Origin of the sequence: Corynebacterium sp. HMSC062E11 (assembly GCF_001811845.1) — a bacterium.
Classification (GTDB): Bacteria; Actinomycetota; Actinomycetes; order Mycobacteriales; family Mycobacteriaceae; genus Corynebacterium; species Corynebacterium hesseae.
The window spans coordinates 28,065-54,133 of record NZ_KV806835.1; the positions used below are offsets into that span (position 1 = coordinate 28,065).

23 protein-coding genes and 3 pseudogenes are annotated in these 26,069 nt (G+C 60.0%); 9 read left to right on the forward strand and 17 right to left on the reverse strand.

Features of this window, described 5'->3' with window-relative positions; genetic code table 11:
• The coding region (locus tag HMPREF2822_RS13095) for an integrase core domain-containing protein (protein WP_083306850.1) at window positions 1-209 on the forward strand (209 nt) is incomplete at its 5' end.
• A gap of 85 nt (window positions 210-294) precedes the next feature.
• Window positions 295-1,245, forward strand: coding sequence for an ROK family protein (locus tag HMPREF2822_RS11340; RefSeq protein ID WP_319803317.1), 951 nt, complete (start codon window positions 295-297; stop codon window positions 1,243-1,245).
• A 27-nt stretch (window positions 1,246-1,272) separates the two neighbouring features.
• On the opposite strand, the gene HMPREF2822_RS11345 is transcribed toward HMPREF2822_RS11340, so the two are convergent.
• From HMPREF2822_RS11345 to HMPREF2822_RS11370, 6 genes are all read right to left on the reverse strand, one after another.
• The gene (locus HMPREF2822_RS11345) at window positions 1,273-1,479 is read right to left on the reverse strand and encodes an HAD-IA family hydrolase (RefSeq protein ID WP_070524703.1); all 207 of its coding nucleotides are present in this window, start codon (window positions 1,477-1,479) and stop codon (window positions 1,273-1,275) included.
• 442 nt (window positions 1,480-1,921) lie between these two features.
• Window positions 1,922-2,290: a hypothetical protein gene (locus HMPREF2822_RS11350; protein ID WP_083299238.1), complete on the reverse strand. Its 369-nt coding sequence runs from the start codon at window positions 2,288-2,290 to the stop codon at window positions 1,922-1,924.
• 135 nt (window positions 2,291-2,425) lie between these two features.
• A complete protein-coding gene (locus tag HMPREF2822_RS11355; protein ID WP_070524707.1) occupies window positions 2,426-2,914 on the reverse strand; it encodes a ferritin in 489 nt (162 codons plus the stop codon).
• A gap of 228 nt (window positions 2,915-3,142) precedes the next feature.
• Complete coding sequence (locus HMPREF2822_RS11360; RefSeq protein WP_083306853.1) at window positions 3,143-3,925, reverse strand: HtaA domain-containing protein; 783 nt, start codon at window positions 3,923-3,925, stop codon at window positions 3,143-3,145.
• A gap of 126 nt (window positions 3,926-4,051) precedes the next feature.
• Window positions 4,052-4,714, reverse strand: coding sequence for a biliverdin-producing heme oxygenase (locus HMPREF2822_RS11365; protein WP_180963879.1), 663 nt, complete (start codon window positions 4,712-4,714; stop codon window positions 4,052-4,054).
• Window positions 4,715-4,892: 178 nt separating this feature from the next.
• The gene (locus HMPREF2822_RS11370) at window positions 4,893-6,302 is read right to left on the reverse strand and encodes a SulP family inorganic anion transporter (RefSeq protein ID WP_070524759.1); all 1,410 of its coding nucleotides are present in this window, start codon (window positions 6,300-6,302) and stop codon (window positions 4,893-4,895) included.
• Window positions 6,303-6,650: 348 nt separating this feature from the next.
• On the opposite strand from HMPREF2822_RS11370, the gene HMPREF2822_RS11375 reads away from it, so the two are divergent.
• Window positions 6,651-7,826: an esterase/lipase family protein gene (locus tag HMPREF2822_RS11375; protein ID WP_070524711.1), complete on the forward strand. Its 1,176-nt coding sequence runs from the start codon at window positions 6,651-6,653 to the stop codon at window positions 7,824-7,826.
• Window positions 7,827-7,841: 15 nt separating this feature from the next.
• Here HMPREF2822_RS11375 and HMPREF2822_RS11380 read toward each other — a convergent pair whose 3' ends face one another.
• Genes HMPREF2822_RS11380 through HMPREF2822_RS11400 form a run of 5 tightly spaced genes read right to left on the reverse strand, consistent with a single transcriptional unit; the run spans window position 7,842 to window position 13,731 of the window.
• Entirely contained in the window at window positions 7,842-8,900 is a 1,059-nt protein-coding gene (locus HMPREF2822_RS11380) for an HtaA domain-containing protein (RefSeq protein ID WP_070524713.1), read from the reverse strand.
• Between the two features lie 3 nt (window positions 8,901-8,903).
• A complete protein-coding gene (locus HMPREF2822_RS11385) occupies window positions 8,904-9,710 on the reverse strand; it encodes a heme ABC transporter ATP-binding protein (protein ID WP_070524714.1) in 807 nt (268 codons plus the stop codon).
• Complete coding sequence (locus HMPREF2822_RS11390) at window positions 9,710-10,765, reverse strand: FecCD family ABC transporter permease (RefSeq protein ID WP_070524716.1); 1,056 nt, start codon at window positions 10,763-10,765, stop codon at window positions 9,710-9,712. The genes HMPREF2822_RS11385 and HMPREF2822_RS11390 overlap by 1 nt, the downstream gene beginning before the upstream one ends.
• Window positions 10,746-11,804, reverse strand: coding sequence for a heme/hemin ABC transporter substrate-binding protein (locus tag HMPREF2822_RS11395; protein WP_070524718.1), 1,059 nt, complete (start codon window positions 11,802-11,804; stop codon window positions 10,746-10,748). The genes HMPREF2822_RS11390 and HMPREF2822_RS11395 overlap by 20 nt, the downstream gene beginning before the upstream one ends.
• 43 nt (window positions 11,805-11,847) lie before the next feature.
• On the reverse strand, window positions 11,848-13,731 hold the full coding sequence (locus tag HMPREF2822_RS11400; protein ID WP_070524721.1) for an HtaA domain-containing protein: 1,884 nt from the start codon (window positions 13,729-13,731) through the stop codon (window positions 11,848-11,850).
• Between the two features lie 125 nt (window positions 13,732-13,856).
• Here HMPREF2822_RS11400 and HMPREF2822_RS11405 point away from each other — a divergent pair, with 125 nt between their 5' ends.
• A complete protein-coding gene (locus HMPREF2822_RS11405; protein ID WP_070524723.1) occupies window positions 13,857-14,378 on the forward strand; it encodes a hypothetical protein in 522 nt (173 codons plus the stop codon).
• An 18-nt stretch (window positions 14,379-14,396) separates the two neighbouring features.
• Here HMPREF2822_RS11405 and HMPREF2822_RS11410 read toward each other — a convergent pair.
• From HMPREF2822_RS11410 to HMPREF2822_RS13100, 6 genes and pseudogenes are all read right to left on the reverse strand, one after another.
• Window positions 14,397-14,807 (reverse strand): annotated as a pseudogene (locus HMPREF2822_RS11410) (Sir2 family NAD-dependent protein deacetylase); the annotation flags it as partial.
• The gene (locus HMPREF2822_RS11415) at window positions 14,705-15,481 is read right to left on the reverse strand and encodes a type I restriction endonuclease (protein WP_070524725.1); all 777 of its coding nucleotides are present in this window, start codon (window positions 15,479-15,481) and stop codon (window positions 14,705-14,707) included. The pseudogene HMPREF2822_RS11410 and the gene HMPREF2822_RS11415, both read right to left, overlap by 103 nt.
• A 9-nt stretch (window positions 15,482-15,490) precedes the next feature.
• Window positions 15,491-16,138, reverse strand: a complete 648-nt coding sequence (locus HMPREF2822_RS13740) for a restriction endonuclease subunit S (RefSeq protein ID WP_227485839.1) — start codon at window positions 16,136-16,138, stop codon at window positions 15,491-15,493.
• Between the two features lie 90 nt (window positions 16,139-16,228).
• Window positions 16,229-16,717: a restriction endonuclease subunit S gene (locus HMPREF2822_RS13745; protein ID WP_232748495.1), complete on the reverse strand. Its 489-nt coding sequence runs from the start codon at window positions 16,715-16,717 to the stop codon at window positions 16,229-16,231.
• A 7-nt stretch (window positions 16,718-16,724) separates the two neighbouring features.
• Window positions 16,725-19,265 (reverse strand): annotated as a pseudogene (locus tag HMPREF2822_RS11425) (type I restriction-modification system subunit M); the annotation flags it as partial.
• 305 nt (window positions 19,266-19,570) lie between these two features.
• A complete protein-coding gene (locus tag HMPREF2822_RS13100; RefSeq protein WP_232755699.1) occupies window positions 19,571-20,797 on the reverse strand; it encodes a tyrosine-type recombinase/integrase in 1,227 nt (408 codons plus the stop codon).
• 55 nt (window positions 20,798-20,852) lie between these two features.
• Here HMPREF2822_RS13100 and HMPREF2822_RS11435 point away from each other — a divergent pair, with 55 nt between their 5' ends.
• The 5 genes and pseudogenes from HMPREF2822_RS11435 to HMPREF2822_RS13560 form a co-directional block, all read left to right on the forward strand.
• Window positions 20,853-21,236 (forward strand): hypothetical protein, encoded by a 384-nt coding sequence (locus tag HMPREF2822_RS11435; protein WP_070524729.1) that lies wholly within the window; start codon window positions 20,853-20,855, stop codon window positions 21,234-21,236.
• A 141-nt stretch (window positions 21,237-21,377) separates the two neighbouring features.
• Window positions 21,378-21,602: a helix-turn-helix transcriptional regulator gene (locus tag HMPREF2822_RS11440; protein WP_083306851.1), complete on the forward strand. Its 225-nt coding sequence runs from the start codon at window positions 21,378-21,380 to the stop codon at window positions 21,600-21,602.
• A gap of 411 nt (window positions 21,603-22,013) precedes the next feature.
• Window positions 22,014-24,230 carry a hypothetical protein gene (locus tag HMPREF2822_RS11445; RefSeq protein WP_070524734.1) on the forward strand — a complete coding sequence of 739 codons (2,217 nt, stop codon included), beginning with the start codon at window positions 22,014-22,016 and terminating at the stop codon, window positions 24,228-24,230.
• Between the two features lie 94 nt (window positions 24,231-24,324).
• Entirely contained in the window at window positions 24,325-24,711 is a 387-nt protein-coding gene (locus HMPREF2822_RS11450; protein ID WP_070524736.1) for a hypothetical protein, read from the forward strand.
• Between the two features lie 456 nt (window positions 24,712-25,167).
• A pseudogene (locus HMPREF2822_RS13560) lies at window positions 25,168-26,069 on the forward strand (hypothetical protein); the annotation flags it as partial.

The window sequence follows — 26,069 nt, forward strand, 5'->3', positions numbered from 1 at the left end:
ATAATGCCCTGGCAGAATCATTTAACGCCACCTTAAAGCGTGAAGTCCTGCGTGATCGGAAAGTCTTTGACAATCCCATCGTCTGCCGCCAAGAAGTCTTTCGATGGTGCATGCGCTACAACACGCGCAGACGGCATTCCTGGTGCAACCTTCTAGCCCCCGATGACTTCGAAGCACTCACATCAGCTACACTGACCCAAGCAGCATAGCTAACCCCCGACGTGTCCACTGTCCGGGGGTCAGGCCCGTCTCCACCTCGTACGCCTCAATCCCATCATCACGCGCAGCGAGCTCGTGGAGGCCACCGGACTGTCCCAGCCCACCATCACCCGCGCCACCGCCGCTCTCCTCAAGGCCGGCCTCATCCAAGAGCGCACGGACCTCACCCGCTCCCAAGGTCGCGGCCGCCCCACGGTTCCGCTCGAGGCCTCCGATAACGGCTGGCTCCTTTCCGGCATCGCGGTCGGCACCACCTCGACGTATATCGGCCTCTACGACACCCGCGGCCGCATTATCCGCGAAGACAACGTTCCCACCCCGGTCTCGAAGCTCAGCCCCGATGACTTCGTCGAGCACGTCATCGCTGGCGTCAACCGGCTCACCACCGGTGTCGACCGCACACTCGTTTCCGTCGGCGTGACCACCTCCGGCTCCGTCGACGAAGAAGGCAAGGTCCACGCGGCCAACCTCGGCTGGGACGGCATGGATATCGCAGGACGCCTCGACTTCCAGTTCGGCGTCCCCGTCACTGTCACCCCGGCCGTGCCCGCCATCCTCGCTTCGGAGACGCAGGCCGCTCCTCTCGGCGACGAAGCCCGCACGCTCGTCCTCTTCGCGGATGACTCGATTGGCGCCGCCCTGTCCGATGAGGACGGCGTTGCCTCCATCGAGCTCCCACAGTTCGACGGCGCCGACCCACGCGACACCCTCGTCAACGCCGCGCTTGCGCCCCGTCTCGCTGAGGCTGCCGATGCCCCCCTCGGTCCTTGCCCAGCGCGCCTCCGACCTCGGCCGCCTTACGGCCCAGCTTATCGATGCCCACCGCCCCGACACCGTGGTCATCGCCGGCTCCGCCTTCTACGACGTGCCCACCGCGCCGAAGCTCTTTGCCTCGGCCGCACGCGGCGAGCTCGACCCCGATCTCGCGTCCGCGACGGAGCTGCGCATGATCCCCAACCACAAGGAGATCGTCCGCTCCATCGCCCGCGCCGTCGCGCTCGACCCGCTCCTGCGCACGCCGCTTGAGCTGAACACCGCGAAGGTGCGCGCCGCCTAGGCCAGCCCGCACTCCGCACGCAGTTCGGCAAGGTTGCCGTCGTAGAGATACCCGCGCAGCCCTGCCGCCCGTGCTGCGTCGACGTTGCCCTGGGTGTCATCAATAAAGAGTGTGTCTTTCGCACTCGCACCCAACGCGTCCATCGCCACGTCGAAGGCCCGCTTGTCGGGCTTGACCACGCCAATCTCGCCACTGAGCACCACGGCGGTGAATTCCTTGAGTCACGAGTCGTTGCGCTCGCGCACCATACGACCGAGTCCCACCGGAATATTGGACAGCACGCCCACCGCATTGCCCGCGCCAAGCAACTCCTGGGCGACCCCACGACGTCGAGGTCCGGCGCCGTACACGGCTCGAAGTCCTGAGCGACGGCCTCAGAGATATCGAAGTCCGGAAGGCCTAGGCGCACCTGCATCTGGCGCCACCAGCGTTCGTCGCTCACCACGCCCGCGTCATAGGCCGGGCGCAATTCGTTATACGCCGTCCAAAAAGCGGCCGGATCCTCGGCACCGACGAGACGTAGCAGCGCCTCCTTCGGCTCCGGTGGGCGATGACGGAGCAAGACTCCGTAGAAATCGAAAAGATACGTCGACATACATCCAGACTACGGAAAGCCGCGCAGACTCGTCCCAAAACGACAGAGTTCTAGAAACGGAACAAGCGTCCGGGCAGCCCCGTGGGCACGAGCAGCACCGCCACGGCACCCAGCGCCGCGCCTCCTGCATACAGCGGCACAATGGCGTCCGGAATGATGCCGAGCGGCGTGAAGATCACCAAGCCCACGGCGGCAAGCACGAGCGCGCCGCCGACTGACGCAATGGACTTCTGCGGCAGGCTCACCGCGATGAGCGCAGCAAAAAGAAAGAGACCCGCCCCCGCGAAGGGCCCCAGCATGAGTGCCGCACCAAGCAGAAAAGTGCCGAGCGCAACGTGCGTACTGCTCAACGCCATGCCGACGCCCAAGGCGACGGCGAGCGCGAGGAGCACGACCACGGTCCAGGTTTTCTGCTTCATAGACATATAAAACGCAGTCTCCCACCAACCATGGGGTTGGTGGGAGATATTAGGACAATCTTGATGGGTTTGTTACCGCATGGTCACTGTCCCTTGACCTTTGTGTATTAGCTAGGCCTTGATGGCCACGCGTGACTACTTTGCGCGGGAGCCCAGAGTGGCGTCGATGCGCAGGAGGCCGGAGCCATCGTTGCCCACGAGCTTGATCTGGTCAATAATCTCGGTGACGGTGTCCTCTTCCTCAATCTGCTCGTCGAGGAACCAGTTCACGATCTGGCGGGACTCAAGGTCCTTCACCTCATCAGCGGTACGAGCGATCTCGCGGATCTGCTCGGAGACCTTCTGCTCGTGTGCGTAGGCAGCCTCGAAAGCGTCGAGCGGGGTCGCGGCCTTCACAGACGGAACCGGGACATCGGTGAGCTCCACGCGGTAACCGCGTGCGAGGAGGTGGTTGGCAAACTTCTGAGCGTGCTCGCGCTCCTCCGCAGCCTGAGCGTAGAACCAGTCACGCATGCCCGGGAAGGAAAGATCATCCATCTCGTAGGCCAGCTGGGTGTAGATGAGGGCGGCGCCGTGCTCGTTAATAACCTGTGCGTTCAGCAGGCTCTGCAGCTTCTCGTTCATTGAATATCCTTGCCTTTCGGTACCTGTTCAATAGGTAAATTTCTGTCTTTTCCGACGGCTATCCAACGGGTTTCCGGCGGTATAGTCTCCCATAATACAGATATTCAAAAATGCCGCTAGCTAGGTTAGGGTTCCCAAACATGCAGGCCAAAGACAATTTTGGTCACGGTAACCTAAGTTACCGCAACCTGATCAACGCCCGAATCCACACAAACGGAAGCAATCGAACTAGAGTCGGATGCCCGCCCGCTTGAGCGCATCAAGCACCAAAGGCATCCCTGCCACCGCGGTACCCACGAGCGCCACAACGCCCGCAATCACCCCCACGAGGATGCCGATACCCTCGCTCGACGGTTCCTCCGAGCTCAGCGTTCCCAACTGCGCGGAAGCCTGGGCAAGTCCCGTCGACTTATGCCCCTCGACTACCCCGGCATCCTTGCCATCAGCGAAGTCCAGCACGAGATCAACGTCGCCGCCCTCAAGTATCTGACCTTCCTTATAGCGCAGTAGCGAGCCCTCCAGGCCTGCACCCGCGGTGGCCTGGCGATCCTGCGCGCTCACATCGGTCCCAACCGCGATGGGGGCATCGAGGGTGAACGTGACCAGCACGTCATCATCGCCATCCCTGTCGACCTGCGCGCCCTTATCGCCCGGATCCCCGGACAAAACGTAGTCTCCAACGAGCTCGACCTTCGTGCCTTGCACCTGCAGCTTGAGATCTGAGTAGGTGAGATCGAGGCCGGCCGAGCCGCCCGCGCCCAGGCCTTTGTAGGCCACGATATGCGCCGAACCGTCAAGGACGATGGTGCCGTTGCCGTCCGCATCTAACGTCGTCTCAGCGACGTTGACCGGAAAGAGCAGCTGATTGTCCTTATACGTCGCCCCATCCGTGGTCGTCCAACGGCCAGCTGCCATTGGGCCAGCAAGATGCTCCATAAATGAGGTCTTGATGGGCCAGGCGAATGTACCCGCCGTCAGGTCCTGCGTTGCAGCAGTAGCCGGAACAGCCATTGCAGAGACGATAAGAGCAGATGCGAGAGAAGCAGAAGAGATTTTCTTCACGCGACAGACCTCCAGGTCACTTTAGAAATACAGATAAAACAAGAAGGGGGAAGAGAGGAAATAGTGAACCCGGCGCTACGCTGCGCCCGGATACAGCTTCGCTAGCTCGGCGAAGACTGCCGAGTTACACGCGAAGGCGGCCTGTGCCTCGGCGATGAGAGCGGCACGCTGGGCATCAGAAAGCGCGAGCTCGTCGAGCGCCTTGCGGTACGCGCTGCGGTAGGGCGGAATCTTGCCAATCGCCGCGAAGTTATAGAAATTGAGCGCATCCGGGTCGATACCGTAGAGAGCCCCCAGGCGCGCGGCAATAACCTGCCCACCCGAGATATCGCCAAGGTAGCGCACGTAGTGGTGAGCAACGACCCGGGGCTCCGATCCCGGCGTATCGAGCGATTCCAGGCGCGCGACGTAGCGTGCGGTGGCGGGAAGGATACGCACCTCGTCGCGCCACTGCGGGCCGTACATTTCCGCGAGGTCGAGTTCCAGCGCATCGCGGCGTTCCAACCGGGGGTCGGCCACCGCTCCGGCGATGCGAGTATCCGCTACCGTGCGGACCGCGCGCTCAAGCGCCTCATAGATAAACCACAACTGCCCAGTAAAGGTGGCGAGTGCCTCTGCGCTGAGCTCACCCGCCATCAAGCGGGTCATAAAATCTGAGCCCTCTGCGCTGGCGTGCGCTCGCGCGGTTTCCTCACGCAGCATCTGCGAAAGCGGCGTCGTGGTCATGGCAACGGTCATGGCCAAATTCCTCCTGATTAAGTAACGCTTGCCTAACCTTAATGTGGATAGTCTAAACAAGGCAAGCCTTACATATCAAGACCTATGCCATACTTCATGCCCACAGTGACGCATATTCGACCGAAAGTATGACTAATCGTCGCACCCCCATGCTCAGCGCACATCTCTCCCCCAGGTTTTAGTCCCCCAAATTGCCCGAGAGCCGGTCGAGGCGCTGCTGACTGACCGGATCAAGACCCCGAATATCCACGGTCACGCCGCGCTGCGCGTATTTCTCACGCACCGCATCCAGCGTCGCCACAGTCGAGGCATCCCATACCTGCGCAGCCGACATGTCGATATCGACCTCAGAGACTCCCAGCGTGTAGTCAAAGGAATAGACAAGGTCGTTGGACGAAGCAAAGAAAAGCTGGCCGGTGACGCGGTACGCGGCGCGGGTGGCATCGGAAGCAACGAGCTCGACCTGGGTGAGGTGCGCGACGCGACGCGCGAACGCAATCATGGCCGTGAGCACGCCGGCGATGACGCCGACCGCCAGGTTGTGAGTAACCAATGTCCCCACAACCGTCACGAGCATGACCAGCGTTTCCGACAGCGGCATGCGGTGGATGGTGCGCACCGAGTGCCAATCCACCGTGTCCGCGGCGACGAGGATCATGACGGCGACAAGCGCAGTCATGGGAATCGCACCCACGGTATCGCCCAACACAAGGATGAGAATGAGGAGGAAGATGCCAGCGAGCAGGCTCGACAGGCGCGTGCGAGCACCAGAAGCTTTGACGCCAATCATCGTCTGGCCAATCATCGCACACACGCCCATGCCGCCGATGCTCGCCGCAAGGACGTTGCCAATACCCTGACCGAGGGACTCGCGCGTTTTATCCGAGTGGCTGTCCGTAATGTCGTCGACAAGTTTGGCTGTGAGCAGCGACTCCATGAGGCCGACGAGGGCCACGCCTACCGCGTACGGGCCGATGAGCGTGAGCGTGTCGAGCGTGAGCGGCACGTCAGGGAAAACGAAGCCCGGCAGGCTCGTGGGTAGCTCGCCTTGGTCCGCGACGTCCGGAATGTCCCAGCGGAAGACGACGACGAGCACTGTGATGACGAGGATCGTGATGAGCGGGGCGGGGACGACCTCCGTGAGCCTCGGCCACAGAAGCATGATGACCACACCGAGCGCCACGAGGGGATAGACGATCCACGGGACGTGCATGAGGTGCGGCAGCTGCGCGGTAAACATCATGATGCCCAACGCGTTGACGAAGCCAGTCATAACGGAGCGCGGGATAAAACGCATGAGCTTGGCGACCCCGAGGAAAGCGAGAACGATCTGCAGGACTCCCGCCAGCAGCACCGCCGCGAGGACGTACTGCAGACCGTGGGAGGCAGACAAGGGAGCAATGACCAACGCGACCGAGCCGGCCGCGGCGGAGATCATGGCAGGACGACCACCAGTAAAGGAGATGGAGATTGCCATGATGACGGACGCGAAGAGTCCAACGCGTGGATCCAGCCCCGCCAGGATCGAAAAGCTTAAGACCTCGGGGATAAGCGCGAGGGCGACGGCGAGGCCGCCGAAGACTTCCATGCGCAGGCGCGCGGGGGAAGAAAAGACGTAGCGAAAGCTCGCGAGCACGCCGGTAGGCGCAGGAATTTGGGCTCGTCCCCCAACTACCACTTCCAGAGATAAACGAAGGCCCGTCAGCTGCGCGCTGACGGGCCTTCTCCCCATGACTAATCTTTCGGCACTTACCGTGAGAAGGAAGTGGAGCGCGACCTTCCTAGTAAGCAACCGCCCGTGATTAGGCAAGGCTTAGTTTATAAACCTTTAGTTGGATGGTCAAGGGGGAACGAGAACTTTCTCCCGCGATCCCGCGAAATATCACCGTTACCACTAATAATTCCGAAAAATTAATGTATCGCGGCACGAAATAGGATGAGAGTTATGGCAACAGATTCGTTCAAAGAACCGCTCAAAGAACTCGAAACCCTCATCTCCGAGGGACTCGGGCGGTTCTGGCGTTCAGACCCGACTCCCCCTTCCGTCAGCTACGACGCCACCGAAGGCCTGCCGGAGACACCGGCGGCGGAACAAGTTTCAGACTCTCCGCGCCACGGCATTACCACCCCTGCGCCCGCTAACGCCTTGCGCGAGGAAGTGGCCGACGAAATCGCCGAGCTATTGCGTGCCGAGCGCCGCAGCTTCTTCGACCTCGACTTTCGCCATCCACGCGGGTCCGCAGGCGACGACCACGAGGCAGAGACCGCGGCACGCCTGGCATCGCTACCGCTCGGCGCACGCCTGAAGCCACGCGGCGTTTTCGAAGACGACTGGGCAGCGCGCCCGGATGAAGACCACCCATGGCCCATCATTCTCATCCACGGGACGACGGATACGAAAGGCGTATGGCAGCTGCTCGGCTCCGAGCTGCGCGAGGACGGCTGGACCGTGTTCGCACCGGACTATGGCGCCCGCGCCACCGGCCCCATCGCCGCCTCCGCCGATCAGGTCGGCGCGTATATCGACGCGGTCCAAGCCGTCACCGGCGCGGAACAGGTCGTGCTCATCGGACACTCTCAAGTCGGTATCGTCGCCCGCTACTGGATGCATAACCACGATGCGGTGGACCGCGTGCGCCACATCATCTGCCTGTCGGCGCCCAACCACGGCACCACCCAAGGTGGAATCGTCAGCTCGTTGATTTCCAGCCGCCGCCAAGAACACGTCATGCGCTCCATCATCGACGCTTACTTCGGCCCAGCCGGCATGGAACAAATCGTGGGCAGCGCGACGCTGGAGGAGCTCAACCGCAACGGTGACCTGGCCCCCGGTGTGAGCTACACGTGCGTGGCCACTAAGCAAGACTCCATCGTCGTGCCGCCGGAAACCTGTTTCTTGGATCCCGGCGACACTCCCGACGGAACGGTGCGCAATGTCTATGTGCAAGACGTCGACAAACGCGCCGTCGTCTCACACATGGATATGCCCATGGACAAGCGCGTGCGCGCCATCGTGCGCACGGTGCTCAAACAGCTCTCCCCCACCCTGGACAATCCTCACGACGCCCAAAGCCACGCCCTTGCCAACGCGGGTCACGCCGACTCGGAATAGACCCGTGCAGGTTCGCTAACGCAGGCGCGCCAGCAGGGGATTAAGAACGCCGGACTGCACGATGGCGCCGCCGATGACCGCAAACATGCCGCCCAGAGCGGTCAGCGCCAACACGATATTCCACACGTTGGAAAAAGAAGAGCCTTCTTCGCCCTTGTTATCCGTGCCGCCTTGGTTCTGATCCCGCCCCTTTTCCGGCTTCTTCTCTGGGTCCTTCTCAGGAGTCTTTCCTTGGTCTCCTGCCTGGTCCTTGCCCTGCTCGTCGCGGCCCGGCTCGTCCTGCTCCCCTGGGGTGGTCTCGGTGCCCTCATCGGCAGGACCCACACACTCGGACGCGGTCTTCAAGGTCACCTGTGCATCATCAAGTTCCGGCTTGTAGCTCTCGTTGTACATGCCCATGAAGATCACGTCGATACCCTCGATGTGCTGGATCTTCGACTCGCGATCGTAGTAGGTACCCGCCTTCGGCTTGTACGTCACGTCGGTCGCATTCAGCGTGAGCATATCGCCGTCCTTCGACCATGCGGCATTGCCCTCAGCGAAGGTATCCGTGCCCGACTTCTTGTTTTCTTCCGTGCGGTCCTCCGGGGTGTATTCCGTCATGCCCTTGCCCGGCACGTAGTAGCCCTCGTAGGACGTGCCCGCCTTTGCCTGCCCTGCCTCCGTGAGGACATAAGGCGAGAGCATCTTGGTGTACAGCGCACCGTGGTGGCCCTCAAACTCCAGCGTCGAATCCTTGGTTCGAATATCGGCTTTCGTGACGGTGCCGTCTTCGCCCAGGCTCACCGAGGACGCAGAAGGATCCACCTCGAAGTGGAACTGAAAGTCTGCTCCGCCTTTGTTACCCTCGTCCTGCGTTACCGCGCCGGACGTGGTCCACCCACCCCTCGCGATGGGGCCGGTGATGTAGTTGCGGAAAGATTCCTTGATGCCCCAATTCACAGTTCCGGAGACAATGCGGGTCTCCAGGGTCTGGCCAGGGGCGCAGGTGGGGGCATCGGCAGCAAAGGCTGCCGGAACGGTCAGCGCCGAGGCGGTCAGCGCCAGCGCGAGAGAAGAAGAGACAATACGCATGAGTTAAGACTCCTTAAGTAGATCGACAAAAGACTGCTCGGGATCGGCGACCTGACATCGCGCGGGATGGACTGAGATGTGGCCGTCTGCCTTGCTCACCTGGATGGGCCAGCGATAGACCTGCGACAAAATCTCGTCGGTGTAGACCTCGCGCACCGGGCCGGCGGCGGCAACTGCCCCGTCTGCTAGGCACACGATGTGATCGCAATAGGCCGCAGCGGCGCCCAAATCGTGGAGTACCACCAGCACCGCCACTCCAGCCTGCGCCGCGATCGAGCGCACCAATCCCAAGACTTGTTCTTGGTGGCGGATGTCCAGCGCCGCAGTCGGCTCATCGAGAAGAATCACCGGGGTCTGCTGCGCCAGTACACGGGCCAACGCCACACGCGCACGCTCCCCGCCAGAGAGCGTGGCAATATCGCGGCCGGCCAAGTGCGTCGCATCCACCGCCGCAAGCGCTGCGTCGATGATCGCGTCGTCCTCGGCCTGCCTGGCGGTGCCCTCCCAAGGGCGCCGGCCCATGGCCACTACATCACGCACGAGAAACTGGAAGGACACAGTAACGTCCTGCAGCATCACCGCACGCGCACGGGCCAACGCCCCTGGGGAGGACACCGCCGGATCCTGCCCCACGAGGGAAACGGAACCGGTGTAATCAATATCGCCGGCGATGGCCGCCAGCAGCGTGGACTTGCCCGCACCATTCGGGCCGATGAGGCCGGTGACCTCCCCTGGGCGGGCGACAAAGGAGACATCGGAAAGCAGGTTCCGCTCGCCGATCGAAACGGAAAGATTCGCAACGTTAATCATCAATGCATTCCCTTCTTCATCATCCGGCGCAACAGCACGAAGAAGGTGGGGCCACCCACGAGCGCGGTAAAGATACCGATGGGAAGGTCGGCGAAAGGAATGAGCGTGCGCGCAGCGACGTCGGCAAAGCCAATGAGTACGGCGCCCGCCACCGCAGAGGCCGGCAGCAAGACCCTGTTTTCTGGGCCGATGATCGTACGCAGCAGGTGCGGCACGATAAGGCCGACGAACCCAATAAGTCCGGCGAAAGCAACTGCGCCGGCGGTAAGGATCGCCGAGGCAGCGATGGCGATAATGCGCAGTCGCTTGACGTCGACGCCAGTGTGTTCCGCGGCGCGCTCGCCCAGCGCGAGCACATCTAGCTGGCGGCCAAGACGCAGCGCAATGGCCATCCCGAGGAGGGCGATGGGGAGGCCCACCCACACGTGTTTCCACTGGGAACCGTTGAGCGAACCCATTTGCCAAAAGATGATTTGCTCGCGGTTCGCGGTAGGCGCCAGGTACATCATGAAGGAGATGATGGCGTTGCACACCGCGTTGATAGCAATGCCGGTCAGGATCAGATTGACCACCGCCACACGCCCTCGTGAGCGCGCCAACTGGTAGATCAGCGCGGTAACCAGCAGCGCCGTAGCAAACGCCGCGAGCGGCACCGTGAAGGTACCCAGGACGGAGATATTAAAGACGATTACCACGGCCGCGCCTACACCGGCACCGGAGGTCACGCCCACGATGGAGGGCTCAGCCAGCGGGTTGGCGAACACGGCCTGCATGAGCGTGCCCGCCACTCCCAAGCACGCGCCGACCAAGAAACCGAGCAGAATGCGCGGCAGGCGGATCTGCCACACGACGTTGGCCGTCAAGCCACCGCCAGGGCCCGCGGCCATAATCTGCACCAAGTCACCCAGCGCGACGTAGTACTGCCCCAGCGCAAGCGACAGGATGAAGGCGACACCAAGCAGCACCCCAAGCGATACGAATACACCAACCCGCAGGCGGGAGCGCCGAGCGAAAACCTCCGTGGGGGCCGCCGGTTTAAGCATTGTCTGGGTCATAGATTGCCTGCGCAAGTTTGAGAAGGGTCTGTCCGGTCAAGGGCCCGAAGGCGAGCGATTGCCCGTCTGGGATGGTCACGATCCGCTGCTTTTGGCCCGCGGTGGTTTGTGCAATGCCGGGGCGCTCGAGGAGGCCTTCGACGCCGCCGGTCGACTCCAGGCCGCCCGTCATCATGATGATGACCTCAGGGTTAATCTTTGCCAAAGATTCGGCGTTGGCAGGTTCGGCGTAAGAGAGGTGGTATTCGGTGCCGAGGTCTACGCCGCCCACACCCTCAATGAGGTCCTTGGCACCCGTGCCTTCTCCCATGATGAAGAAGATGCCGCCGTTGCCGCGCGCGTAGAGGAACGCCATGCGCATTGGCTCCTCCGGCACGATGTCTGCGATGGCCGCCTTATCTTTTTCGATTTCTTCGACGGAGCGGTTGGCCAGCGTTTCGCCTTCGTCTGGCAGACCCACGACCGCGGCCAGGTTTGTGATGTCCTCGGCCACCGAGTCAATGGTGCGTTTCGGCTCCATGACCACGGTGGTCACCCCTGCGGCGCGAATCTGGTCGATGGCGTCGCGTGGGCCGATCGAATGATCGACGATGACCAGCGTGGGCCGGAGTTCGAGCACGGCTTCCACGTTGATGTTGTGTCCGCCCTGGGTCACGACGGGGCGATCGGCGATAGCGTTTTCCGTCGACGACACCGTGCGACCCACGATATTGTCCGTAAGCCCTAGGCCCTCGAGGGTTTTCGTATACGTACCGTAGAGATCCAATGCCACGATTCGGGACACATCCGTAACGGAGACGTCGTAGCCGTCAGCATCCGTGAGCTCTACCGGCAGCGCGGGAGTAGGCGACTCCGCCACCACGACGACATCCTCGAAGTCCGTCACATTCGACACACCCGTAAACGAGCGCGGGTCTTTGGCCGACTGCGCGTCTGGGAGGGCGTCGCGCAGCTGCGCGTCTTGGGATTCATAGGCGCCTTGGACGCCGCACCCTGTGAGGGCGAAGACACACGCCAACGCCACCAAAAGTCGTTTCATGCGAAACGTATCCTTTCTCAAGTCTTGGGTAACAAGGGGTGCGCTACGCCGGGTTGCGCAGGACGACGGAGCCCATGGAACCGCCGGCGATGGCGAGGCCTGCGATAAGCAGCAGGAGCCACGTGCTCGCCTCCGGCGAGGAGCCCGCGGCCGCGGCCTTCTTGATCTGGAAGTTGCCGCTGCCGTCTTCATAACCAGACGTGCTCGTGCCGGCCGCGGCCTGCGGGCCGTCTCCCGCAGAGCTTTCCGATGCCGCCCGCTTTGCCGCCGCAGCGCTCTGACCGCCGGAGGTCGTCGCCGCACCAGTGTGTGCCGTAGTTCCGCTCGCCCCGGCGCAGTCCCCGGATCCGCCAAGTTGTGCATGCAACGAAAGCGGATCAAGGGTCGTGCCCGGCTCATAGAAATTCGCGAACGCATCATTGCCCGCTGCGGTCAGCGTGACGGTGGCTTCGCCGTCGACGGCGGAGTCACTCACGTCGAGCAGGCTAAACGACACGTCTCCGAGCACCGTGCGTCCAAAGTCCTTGCGCTCGCCCTCCATGTTGGAGGAACGCACGTCGGCGATGAGTTGACCGCTCGTCCCGTTGAACCGGACTTCCAGGTTCGCGATATTGAGATCGAGGACTCCGTTGTGGCCGGTAAAATGCATAGCGCCGCCGTAGCGGATGGAACCTGACTGCGCCGCAGTATCCACATCTCCGCCGGTGCCCGTGAACTGGAAACGCGAGTTGTCGTACCCTACGCCGTCGAGCGTCCAGGCGCCCTTGGCGATGGAGCCGGTGATATACGACTGGAAGGACTTCTTGACACCCCACTCGGCGGTCGCAGCCTGCACGCCCGTGGCTACGCAGGTTTCTGACTGCCCATCACTAGCCGCGGACCCGGGGTCCTGTGGCCGCGCGGTTCTTGTGGTTCCAGTAGCACCAGTAGTGCCGGAAGTACCCGAAGTACTGCCCGAAGTACTACCCGAAGTGCTCGAAGTACTACCCGAAGCACCCGAAGGGCTCGCGGTGCCCGAAGTGTTGGCTCCCGACGCGCCTGAACCACTCGTGGTGCTAGTGGTAGTGCTGGTGGTCGTGCCCGTGGCGGCTTCCGTGCGAGAACGGAAGGATTCTAGCTGGTCTAGGAAGGACTCCGTGTTGCCCATGAAGGTGGTCAGGCCATTCATGGTGTCGTTCGTTTCCTTCAGAATCGCCATGGCTTCTGCATTGCGACCAGTAAACGTGCCCGAGATTGTCCCCAAGGACTTCGAACCGCTGCCTGAACCGCCAGAGGACCCGCCGCAGCTGCCATCCGTGGCCACGGTCCCTGACGAGGGGTCCATCGACTGTCCCGACTCATAGGCAATGAAGAGTTTGTGTCCTTCGTCGGTGAGCGTGACGTCGCCGGAAAGGTCGAGCGTGTGCGCGGACGCGTCGACGGGTTGATCTAGATCGATCCCCGCGATGACCACGTTATCGCCGGTAATCTGCGGGCCGCGTGCGGACTTATCCACCATGTCAGATTCATAAGAGACGTAATCCACCACGATCGCCGCCCGGTTGCCGGAGGCCTGAATCTGCCAGTCTGTCAGCGTCATATCCAACAGATCGTCGCCGCCGTAGTTGTGTCCAGTGAAGTGGATGACGCCGCCGAAGGGGACGGTGACGGTATCGCCGTTTACGGAAGCCTTGCCCGGAGTGAAGGTAAAAGCACCGTCTGCGCCGGTTTCGGAACCGGTAAAACCAATGCCGTCCGTTTCCCACTGGCCCTTGGCGACTTGGCCTTGGATATAGCTTCGGTAGGACTGCTTAATGCCCCAATTCCAGGAGCAAGTGCCGGCAGCCGAGGCGACAGGAGCGTTGAGCGCGACCGAAGGGAGTGCGATGAGAGTACTGGCAGCAAGAGTGCCCAATATTCGACGGAGAATCACGGAGAGAGTCCTCATGAAGTATTGATGCGATGAACAAAAAGAATCAGAAGTTAGGCTACACATACCTAAGCAGTTTTGTATAGGCTATACTAACCTAGATTAGGTAAGCAACCCCCAACAAAGGACACCCTCATTCGGTCATGACATCGTCGTCTACCAGCGCCTTCAAAAATCTGTATCCCGACGTAGACCCCACGCGTGGGCTACCTCTCAGCGTCTCCGAGCGCCTTGCGCTGTCTCTCGCGCTCGCGATTGCAGCTTATGGAGCCGTCACCGCAGACATGCTCGTTGCAGGCGCCGGCGTGGCCTTCACCCTCATCGCCTCGGTGCTGCAACAGCACAAGACCGCGCGTCGGATTCGCTCCGAAGCGCGCACTCGCTTCCCCGGCGAAGACTGGGCCGAATACCGCGCCACGCGGCGGCTCAACCTCGGCGTCCTAGTCCCCTTGTGGGTCTGCATCATCATCGCCTTGTGCGCGGCCGGATACTGGTTCGTGCCGCTCGAATATGCAACTCCCGCCGCCATCGTCATCGCGGTTCTCGTTGCCCTGCTCGCCTGGTTCATGCCAGGCATCAGCCCCCTGTGGCGAGGCAAGCAGACCGATCCCCCGGCACCAGAGAAAAACACCGACACCGCAGTCATGTACTTCGAGAAGCTTTAGGCCTGCCGTACCCCAGCCTTACACATCAAGCAGATCCAGTAGCTCATCAAAAGCCGGCGCTACCTGCGTGCGCCACAGCGTCGTCGCCTTCGGGTCGCCGCGTCCGGGGCCGCCGTTCACCACAGAGACCTCTTTGCCCTGCTTGAGCGCGTCGAGCATGAAGCGATAGCCACTCATCACGGCGAGCGACGAACCGGCGACAAGCAGCGAGCGCGAGTCCGCAAGCAGCGCACGCGCGGCGTCCCGCCGCTCCACCGGAACCGGCTCGCCGAAGTAGACGACGTCCGGCTTGAGCAGCTCCGAACCGCAGCGGACGCACGGCGCCATCACGAACTCGTCGACCGCCTGCTGCGACAGCGCGACGTCGCCGTCCGGGTTAACTTCATCCGCGCGCACGACCCAGCGCTCCAGATAGCCCGGATTCGCGGCTCGTTGTTGAAGTCTGCCCAGTGGAAGAAGTAGTCCGGGTTGAACTTGCCTGCGCCCGGGTTGGCGAAGTAGATCGTCTCTTCTGGGGTCATGGCGACGAAGATTTGCACCAGTGAGAAGATTCCCTGGTAGACGCCCTCGTGGGCGTACTTGGCTATCTGGTTCGCACCTTGGGAGACCGGCACGCCGGAGCGCTTCAGCTCGATGTGGAAGACCGGCATACCGTTAATGAGCAGCATCAAGTCGCCACGTCGGGTGGGCAGCAGCTCATTGGCGGTCTGGAAGCGCGGCTGGACGGCAATCTGGTAGCGCGACTGGCCACCGGCAATCTCTAGGCGATCGTAGATTTTCAGGCTAACCTCAGAGCCGAAGTTGGCGGCCTGCGGTGCATCTCGGGTAATGGTCACGGTGCTACCGTTGATGAACTCGTTGAGCGCCAGCGGCGTACGCAGGTTGTTGACCTGCTCGATGATTTGCGCCATCTCGCCCTCGGTGAGCGGCACGTCGCCAAGCAGGTTACGGCCCCGGTTGTTGGCGTAAAGAATGTTCGCCCAGTTGTCGATGAGCTGCTGCTCTGTCGGGAAGCGCAGCAACTCCTTGCTCCAGCCGTGGCGGGTTAGCAGGTCGATGAGTACCGCCTCGAACTCAGCCTCAGAACGAAATGGTGTGGTCATAGCTGCTCCTTAGATGAACATCCGTTGCAGCAGCGCCGCCTTGGCCTGCTTAAGGGACTCGATGTACTTGGCCTCGGTAGCAATGAGCGTGTCCAGCCGTGTGAACACTGCACCGATGGCCTGTTGTTCTTCAAGGGTGGGTGGAATGGTAGCCGCCGCCTCTGCCAAGTGACGGGCGTTCAGTGACGGCAAAGCACCGCTCTGAGTGAATCGGGTCAGGTCCACCGTCTTGAGGTAGGTATCGGCAAACTGAACATCCCAAGATTTGGTGTCCAAGGAAAACGCCATGAGATTGTTGTCGAGGAGGAATGTATCGGTAGCGAGTCTTTTGCGCCCTAGGAAGACAGCAGCACCAACCTTGGCGAACAGAATCGCAGGTACAGCTGTTACAGGCACCCAGTGATTACGAACAATCTGTTCCTCCGTCACATAGTGGTTGGCGGAGCGCAGTTGCAGCTCATTCCCTGGTGCGGAGAGGTCCGATACCTTGTAGAAAGGTAGGCCTGCTTCCCCGCCTTGTTCACGTTCCGGGAATCCGACGCCTGACTTGAACGAGCCGAGTTCACCCAGTGTTGTCGTCTTCCACTCACCGTCGAAGCCCTCCAGCCGCAACTCCGGCACCGTCTGCCCCTCCTCCTGCGGGAACATCCGTTGCATGAGAGCAGTTTTGGCCTGCTGCAGGGCCTGGTGCTTCTTGGTGTGCTGGTTGATGGCATCGTCGAGGTTGGTGAAGATAGCGCCGATGGCCTACTGTTCTTCGAGAGCGGGCGGGAAATAAACAGCCTGATTGAACAGCTCAGTCTTCGTGATACCTTTGATGGTGCTACCCTGCAGCTGGTCAGCGAGTCCCTCCATACGCCGCTTAACAGTAAGAGCGATGTATTCAGGGTCACCGGAAAGGTCTGATAGCGATACAAAGTCCTGGCTGGTGGCGTAAGGGAACGGCATAAAAGAGACCTTGCCAACGCCAACACGAGTGACGACTGCAACAGAGTCGGCAGGAATCTGCATAGCAGCAGAGCGTGAAATAGCTTCCTCGGTGATGTGCTTACGAGGGGCGACCGGGGCGACCCCCTGCTCCGCAACATCAGAGGATTGAATCCAAGGGATGTCCCCGGACCAGTAGCCCGGTTCATCGCTAGATGGCGTACCGCCACCGTAAGTCCTTTCGCTGAGGTCTCCAATGGCTTTCAATTCCCACTCACCATCGAAGCCCTCCAGGCGCAGTGCGGGCACGTTGTGACTATGCATCGCGACCACCGCCCAGCAGCTCCTGGAGTGCAGCCACGGCCTGCATGTCGGCGGCGTTGCCGGTAAGCCCGCTCAGTAGGCCAGCGAGTTCTTGCTCCGTCTCGCGAATCTTCACGTCGAGGTCGGTCAGCGCGACGGCGTACTTGTCGTGCAGCGCCTGGACGCGGCCGGCCAGGCCTGCAAGCACGTGACCAGGGATTTCGCGCAGGTCATCCATAAGTGAAGTAATCCACTTGGCGGTGAGCACCTCATCGACCTGCGCTTCGGTAAGCGCTTCAATGGTCGCGTAGGTGTCTTTCTCCAACTGCTCTTGCGCAGCCTTGAGGTTCTTCTTGAGCTTGTCCCGCTGGGCGATAAGTGCCTTGGCGCTGAGCATGGCAGCCTCAGTGCTGTCCTCCGGCCAGGTCTCGCCCTTGGCCAGCTTCGGCAGGTCCTTGATGGCCTTGTTCAGCTCGGTCTTCTTGAAGGCGTCCTGCTTGTCGTTAAGTATCTCGGTCAGGTCGGTCTTGTCGACTTCGCTTAAGCCCTCGACAAGCTGTGTTAGCTCAGATACAGCTGTGTCCACGTCGCGACTTAGCTGCGTTACCTGGTCCTTCTGTTGCGCCAGGTAGAAGGTCTGCACCAACTCGTTGGGAGCAACGCGCCCGTCCCATCCGATTTGGACATAGACCTTTTTCTTTTCCTTGGTCTTCCACTCCATCACGGGGTGGTTGACCCGCAGGGCATCGAAGCCTTCGGTCTGGATGACTTCTAGGTCACCGGCGGTTTTGACCCAGCTGTCATGCAGTACCTGGTAGCCCTCGTAGGCATCAACCAACGGTACAGGGTCGAGTCGGTCGAACAGGTCTGCCTTAAGCTGGTCCTCGGTGGTGGTAATGGGCACGGTAGCCGCGCCGTCCACCAGCAGCGCGTGCAGCTTCTCCGGGAGGTCGGATAGTGCAGCGTCAACCTGGTTACGCAGTGCCTGGGCTGCAGGGTGCTTGTCGATGGTCTCGCGCAGGTTGGCGGTCTTCAGCTCCGCGTAGCCTTCTACCTTCTCGGTGAACAGCGCCTCACGCAGTCCCGGTAGGGCGGTCCAGTAGTGCTCCAAGGCGGCAATCTCACTGGTGGGGATGCCGCCGTGCATGGTGGCGTACAGGTCTACAGACTCTGGCGGCAGGGTGGCGGACACGTAGCGCGGGATGTTGAGGTTGTGGTCGTTGGCACGAATCTCGTCGCGGGTCACGACCTTAGCGAAGTGTGGCACGTCAACGCGGTTGCGGACGGCATCGACGATGCGCTGGATGTCGCGGGCACGCAGGTGGTTGTACTTACCCTGCTTGATGAAGCCCTGCGAGGCGTCGATGAACAGCACGTCATCGCGGTCACGTTCTTGCTTGAGCACCATGATGATGGTCGCGATACCGGTGCCGTAGAAGATGTTGGAAGGCAGGCCGATAATGGCATCGATGTGGTTGGCCTCGATGAGATTGCGGCGGATGTCGGCCTCCGAGCTGCCACGGAACAGCACGCCGTGCGGCAGGACGATGGTGAGGATACCGTCGGGTTTGACGTGGAACAGCTCATGCAGCAAGAAGGCGTAGTCGGCCTTGGTCTTCGGAGCTAGACCAAACCGTGCGAATCGCGGGTCAGCCTCGTTGCCTTCGGGTTCCCACTTCTGGGAGTAGGGCGGGTCGGAGACTACGGCGTCCACATAGAGCGGCTGGTAGGTCTGTACCGGGTCGAACTCGTCGAACATCGGCCAGTCATGGGCCAAGCTGTCACCGTTGCGGGCGACGATGTTGTCCGCCTTCACGCCGCGCATGACCAGGTTCATGCGGGTGAGGTTGTAGGTGTTCTCGCGCAGCTCCTGGGCGAAGTACTTAATACGGTCTGGGTCCCCCATGCGCTTGGCGACGGCATGGCCGATGTTAAGCAGCAGGGAGCCAGAGCCGGAGGTCGGGTCGTAAATCTGAATCTCGTCGCGGTCCTTGAGGTGGTCAGCGACGATGTTGCTCATAATGAGCGAGACCTCATGCGGGGTGTAGAACTCGCCTGCCTTCTTGCCCGCGTTAGCCGCGAACTTCTCGATGAGGTACTCGTAGATGTATCCCAGCACGTCATAGCCCTGCTTGCCATCAGTGGGGATGTCATCGATAAGGTCCAGTAGCTTCTTGATGGCTGAGGTACGGGCAGCGTCGGTTGTGCCCAGCTTCGACAGGCTGGTGTCCAGGGTGTTAAGGATGCCCTCGAAGACGTGCTTGTGCTCCGGGGCGATGTTGCGCTTGAAGGTAGCCAGGCCGTCGCGCACGTGAGCGATGGAAAAGTCGTTACCCATGTCCCGCCACGTCGAGTACAGGTTCTCGTAAGTGAGGAAGTAGCCCAAGTTGTTACGCACCAGGGCCACGGTGTCAGTGTCGGTCTCAACGAGCGCATCGGGCAGGTCTTCCGGTTCAGCGTCGTTATTGAGCATGAACTGCTCTACTTGGTCGGACAGGAACTTATAGAAGATGAAGCCGAGAATGTAGTCCTTGTAATCCTGCGCTTCGATCTTTGAGCGTACCGACGATACCGTACAGCGAGAAGATTTTACTTTCTAAGTGCATGGCTTGGGGGGAGCGGCGAAGTCCTACGTGGTGCAGGATTCAAAGCCCCAAATGGCGATTCAAGCACAAAACAGAAAAGGCCCCTACCGGTGTTTCCACTGGTAGGGGCGGGAAGTTGGTAGCGGGGGCAGGATTCGAACCTACGACCTCTGGGTTATCGGACTACATTCGAGCCTATCAGGCGTTATTCGTTTCTGACCGTGCAGTTTAGGGGCGTTTTCGATCATTTGAAATCATTTAGAATCATCCAGAATCATCCCTCTAGTGCACCATCTAGTGCACCACCTTCAAGCGCCGACTGCATGGCCGAAACATCGGTGAGGTCCGTGTAGTTTCGGGCGTTCATGGCCTCAGTGTGACCGAAGAATGCACTGCGGATCTCGGCGGGGACACCGCGAGCGATTGCACGGTTATTGAGCACGGTGCGCCAGGCGTGAGATCTCATAGAAGAGACAGCCTTGTCTTCGAGTTGAACGCCGATGTCTTTGTAAAGCGCCGCGCACGCCTTCACAGCGTTGTCGGTACGCCAGTGCGAGTGCTTGTCCCCCGGTGCTGGGATAAGAGGATCGCCTGACCCAATTGTTTTAACCCGCTCTAACCAGAACCACTTACATCGTGAATCAAGCATCGGCACTGTGCGCCCTCGGTGAGTCTTGGAGTGTTCTGCGCGCACTGTTACTGCCAGCGAGTCCTGTGTAACCGTTACGTCCTCACGGGTAAGCGCGAGCGCCTCACTAATACGCAGGCCCGTGCCCGCCTGCAGCACGGCCAGTGCCACCGTGATTTCGTGCTTCTTAATAGAGGTATGCCGCCTGTCTGTTCCTGGCGGGATTGGCCCGGATACGTCGCGCTCCACAAGATGATCAACCACTGCGTCGTACTGTCCGTCGGTGAGCGCATGAGACTGTGTGGGCTTGCTTCCCTTGCGCGTATCGCCGAGGTCAATGGAGATACCTCTCAGAGGATTGTGCTCAATAAGGCCTTCGCGAATTAGCTGGTCCAAAACGTACTTACTCAGCACCGTGCGTGCCTGTCGGGCTGACTCAGCACCATGATCTCGGCCAATGTCCTGCAGCGCCCTCTCAAGAGTCCTAAACTGCACGGCATTACCTATGGTCAGTCCGTCTAACTGCCTACGCAGCTGGGATAACGCCAGCTCGTAACGCTTCTTCGTGTTGGGCCTCAGACGCGCGGCCTCCACGATAGGCGCGCTCACCTCGTCGATGAAGGTTGTAATTCGCCTCGCCTTCGTCCAGTCACTCGTAGACGTGTTGAGATAACCGTCGATCATCTCCTTGGCCTTGGCCCGAAATTCACCCTTCGTTGCCGCTCGGACGTGGAATCGCCTGGAGCGCCCTTCCCAGTTCTTGACGGTGAAAAATTCGTCAAATGGCCCTCGCGTGCGCGAGTCCAAGACGCGTTCAACAGTATCTTCCCCCGGTTGAATCGGTGCGCGTGACGCTTGTTGTTTCTTTGCCATGCACACGACTATAGCACCACTTTTGTATAGGTTCGAATAATGGTAAAGTGGAGACATGAACGCACAACGCCCCGCCATCTGGGACTCTCCCGAACTAGCACAGCTCCGCCTTGATGATGGTGCGACACCGGAAGAAGAACGTGAGGCAGAGCGAGCAGCTCTGGCGCGGGACCTCAGGAAGATCAACGCTCGTCTCGAAGAGTTGAGCGCTGCAATTAAGGCTGCGAGAGGTGATAGTGCACTTGCTGCCAGTAAGCGTGGACTCAAGGCGCTAAAGAAGAAGCTCACCGATCGCCTACGCCAAATCGAATACGGCGGGCTGCCCACTCCTACCCTCCAGTCCGGTGCAGCGCCGTCAGCCTACGACGGCTCACACTGGGGTACGTCCTCAACGACAGATCTCCCCTTCAATGAATGGTTCCCACCCCTTTTCAAATGATCATGGATGATTTAGAATAGTTGGCAGCCTTCCGGATATCGCCAGCGAGGTTCCACCCTCGAAGTAAGTGGGATAACGATTTAGAACCGGGCATGAAAATAGCTCCTAAGCGCAAACTGCGCAGGCTGGGGCGAATTTTCCATGTCAGGAGAATCTATCGTGTTCATCCACGAAGACAGCCCCCGCCTTTCCGTGAAGCCCACAACCGCCGCCGAGATGCTCGGCCTGTCGCGCGGCACCCTCGCCAACTGGCGCACCGAGGGGCGAGGCCCCCGCTACATCAAATCGGGCAAGCACATCCTCTACCGCGTCAGCGATCTTGAAGCCTGGCTCGACGCGCAGCCCACAATCGGTGGTGTTGCGTAGCCATGTCGAAAACAAAAAACTCCGCTACGGAAATAGCGGAGCCAACTAAAACAGACCTCACTTTCAAGGATACGCGAACCGTCACCGCCCAGCCAGGACTAATTCCACACCTGCGGCAAGGCTGCCAGGCTTTTCCAAGATTCACAGGGAATTCTTCCACGAAAAGTGAATTCTCGAATACGGTCTGTGTTTTCTGTTTTTTCCAAACGGAATTTTACCAACCACAGGGTGGAAGCCTGCAACTACCAGCAAAAACGCCAACGCGCGCGGGCGACTTGGGCTTGTGTGTCGCCCGCGGACTCCGCTGCGAAATTTTGCGTTTCCGCAGTTCACAGTGTTGCGCCTCCGTGAAAAACACAGATCGTCAAATCTGCGTTTTCTATTTTTCCCGCTTTTTGGCGGTGGTCCACGATGTCTAAGTCTGAAAAGTGTGAGGAAAAACTCACGGCGGAAGACGTAACTTTAGCGCCGGAATCAGAGCCACAGACCGTAACGGCGTTGCCGGAGTCGCTGCAACTTCTGCAACTCGTAGGCACCGACGACTGCCCTTACCGGCTCGGCGGAAAGTGGAACATACACGAAAAGAATAAGTTCAGGGCATTTTTCATCACGCAGCAGGCGTTTTACGACGGTTACGGTGATTTGCTCAGGGAAGAGCGCATTCAAAAAGCACTCGCCCCGAAGGGAATGTCGGAGTGGGCGTACATCAACCACGACCGCGACACCTACACGCCCAAGGACTTCAAGAAGAAGCATACGCCGCCGAAGGGTGCAGCTGTCGGTGACGAAAAACCTGAACATTGGCACATTGCGCTTTTATGCAAGTCGTACAAGACGATTGCAGCGGTCGCGAAAGCGCTCGGCATTCCGCCGCAGTACGTGGAAGGAAAACCGCCTAGCGCGTTTCTGCCGCTCTGTAAGTATCTGACGCATGAAGACCCCGCTCAGGCAGACAAGGAGACCTACGACCGCAGCGAAGTAGTCACCAATGTGCCAGACCTCTGGGAAAAGTTCGATGAAGACGCTCAGCGCCGCGCGCAGCAGAAGCAAGTTAACGTCGATGAAGTATCAGCGCTGTTCGCGCAAGGAAAAATGACGCTCGCGGAAGTGCGCGAAAAGTACCTACATCTCTACGTCAAGCGCGGAATGCTCGCGCATCTCGCGAAGCTGCGCGGCGATTACTTGCAGTACGCACCCCTGCCGCCACGAGTTGTAAACATCCTTGTCTTTGGTGACGGCGGTACAGGAAAAGACCTGATGACCGGCCCGCTTCCGCGCAAACTGGGTTTTCTGATATTCAAAATCGGCGGCGAGAATGTCGGTTTTGACGGCTACGACGGTGAGGAGTGCGTTGTTTGGGAAGACGCCCGCGCCGGCTCGATTATTCAGGCTTGCGGCAATAGAGGAAACGTATTCCGCATGTTTGCGCCGTTCAGGCAACCTGGCGACGGCCGCCTTTCGGCCAATATCAAGTACGGCCGTACGTATCCCATTCAGCAGCTCAACATCGTCACTGCTGCGACTACCCCAGATGATTTCCTGTCGGGTCTCGCCGGAACGTACACGGATCGTTTCGGTCGTCCTCAGATGGCCGAAGACGAATCACAGGCATACCGCCGATTCCAGATTCTCATCAAGGTCGAAAAAGGCCAGTACACAATCTATTTGAATAAAGGATTCTTCAACGGCACACGCGAATACTTCGACTACATCACGATTGGCCCGCTTTCGCAGAATCTAGAACAGCTGCGCCGTAGGGCTGACAATATCGCTGACCCAGACGAGCGCGAAGCGGTTATCAGAGAAATTGAATCGCGAACAGTCGCCCCAGTCGTAGACGTCATCAAGCAGATTCTCTATGGCAACCCAGCCACGCCGACGGAGGACGCCGACACGCTACTTGCTGATTTCGCTGACGCAGGCCAGCAGGTCACGGCGCGCACCTCGCGCATCAACCCGCCGCCGATGGATTTTGCCGCCGCCGATGCTAAGCCGAACGCGTATTTTTCGCGTACGGATTTCCTTTGCACGGCAATTTGCGCGAACCCCACCGCGCCGCCGCGCGCTTGGCTGCTCGACGGCAGCGAAGACGGCCAGCAACACCGCATTTTGCAAGTGCAGGACTCTGACGGTACGTACACGAACTACCTTGCGGGACTCAGCTACAGCCGTAGCGGCTGCGCAACACGCACTACAGGCGCGCTAAACAGCTCAGCAACGACGGTAAGCACCGCAGTAGCCAACGGCGCACTTGTCGCCGGAGAACCGGCCAATTCGCGACAATTATGCGTCAGCAGCAACGGCAAAACCTACGTATGGAATTGGCCCGGTACGGACGACAAAGACCGTAGGAACCTCGAAGTACGGATTTCTGCGAACACCCGCGACGTCATCCGTGTAGTAAGCGAAAACAACGACAGTTTTCCGGTGGGTATGCCGCAGCGCCTACAGCGCTACAGCGCCGTACTGGTGGGCAACGGTACCGGCGTCAGTCTTGAACAGAAGGTATTCAACGCCGACGAAGCTGTAGCGGTCATTAACCGGGGCACTTGGGTAACTACCGCAGTGACCGACGACGAACTACAGCAGATCTTCGCTGCAATCACCGCAGGGGGTGCAGCCTCATGATTCGTTTAGAGCGCCAACGCGCACCCCCTGGCGCAACACGCGCGCCCGCGCGTGTTGCCCATCACAACGTAATTGAAAATGAAAGGACAAACCGGTGTTCTCAAACGAAGAAATCACCAAACTGCAGGTTCTAGCACACAACCTGCAAACTACGATGGCTAAGACCAAGCGCAAGGTGGAAAAGCTAGATCAATCCTTCGGGGCTCTGCAGGACTATGAGCGTGTATTTGGGCCCCCTAACCTCTCCTTGGAGGAAGCCCAAAGTCTCCCATCTTGGAACGAACCAATGCCAAAGGAGGTTGCGGTCCCCCTAGAGCGTTCAAAAGATCCTTATGTCGCTCTCTATATGCAGGCATACCGCGACCAGCAGGAGGCGAAGGAAGCCGTGACAAAGCAAAGAGTCATGGCGGAGAGCGCCTTTGAGTTCGTTAAAGAGTTAACCAGGCGGAATAGCTCAAGCTCTCGTAGAAAGAACGAGTGACATTCCTTTTCTTGCCCCGGTTGAACGCCTTGCAAAGGTGTTCAACCGGGGCATCTTATTTTAAAAAAAGCGGCGGGAAACGCGACCGAGTAGGGAGGGTTTTCCGCCGCTTGTATTGCCCGCTGCAGGCGCCCCCGTGAGACCTCAGTTATCCGAGCTTGCGAGGGGGTTAGACTGAGGTCTTTAGGGGGCTAAAGAACTTCAATTTTTTGGGGTAGAATCGTTTGGGACGGCGTAGCTAAGGGACCCGAACGATTCTTAGGGGACCCAGAAAATTGAAGTTCGTCATGTGTGCGCGTACATGGAGGGGCGTTAGCAGAGGCTCCGTGTACGCGCACACATCTACAGGAGGTACACGATATGTCGGAGACATCTACAGCGCAGAAGGGACGCGCAGCGTTCAATCTGCGCCATCTACGCCGCGATAACTGCGGCGGAGACACGCGGGGAGACCGTATGCGTCTTCTCCGCGAATGCATGAGGGAACTCGATCAGAGAGACCTCATGCACCAGGCCGCAATGAACTCAAACATTGTCGTCGCCGACGCGCATCTGAACGTACCGTTCGTCAACGACGGGAACGGTACGTTCCGCCGCGCAACGTCCGTCGAGGAAGTCTTGGATTACCAAGGCGCCCGGATGGACGGAGTGCGTGTACAAAAGAACAGTTTTGAAACGTCATTGTTCGTCGTACATCTGCCGAAGTCGATGTGTGTGGAGGTCCCCGACTTCTACACCAGCACCGTGGACGGCCGTGAGGTGAAGCGAGCACGGCTGGTAGCGCGCGACTACGACGAGGCGAAGGAGTACCTCGAAGAGTCGATGCGTTGGCTCGCGGAGAACTTCATCCCTGGAGGGATCGAAGCAGTCGCCGGCGGGGACATGAACTTCGACGAGTCCACGCCGCATATTCAGTTTCAGGCGGATACGTTCTCCCCTGACCCGAAAGATCCGTCAAAGCTCCGCTGCAGGCCCGGCATCGCGTACAACACCGATGAGTCAGTGCGGTACAAGTCTGGACCCAAAAAGGGAAAACAGATTAGCGGAAACCAGAAGTTCATCGACGCGCAGCGCGGACTCCGAGAGCACATGTACGCGCTGGGTTATCCGGTGGAGCTGGATGTGTCTGAACGGCACGATGAGTCGCTCAGTCCTGACCGCTATGCAGAACAGCAAGACCGGGAGCGGGACCTTGCCAGCCGCGAGAATGAAGTGGAAGTGAAGCGGCGTTCCGTGCACCGGGACATGGACGCGATCGAGCGTGACCGCGAGCAAGCAGCAACAGACCTCAAGCAGGCGCAAGAAGCCCGCGAAGCAGCCCAGCGCGTACAGGAGAACGCTGAACAGCAGGCTCGCGA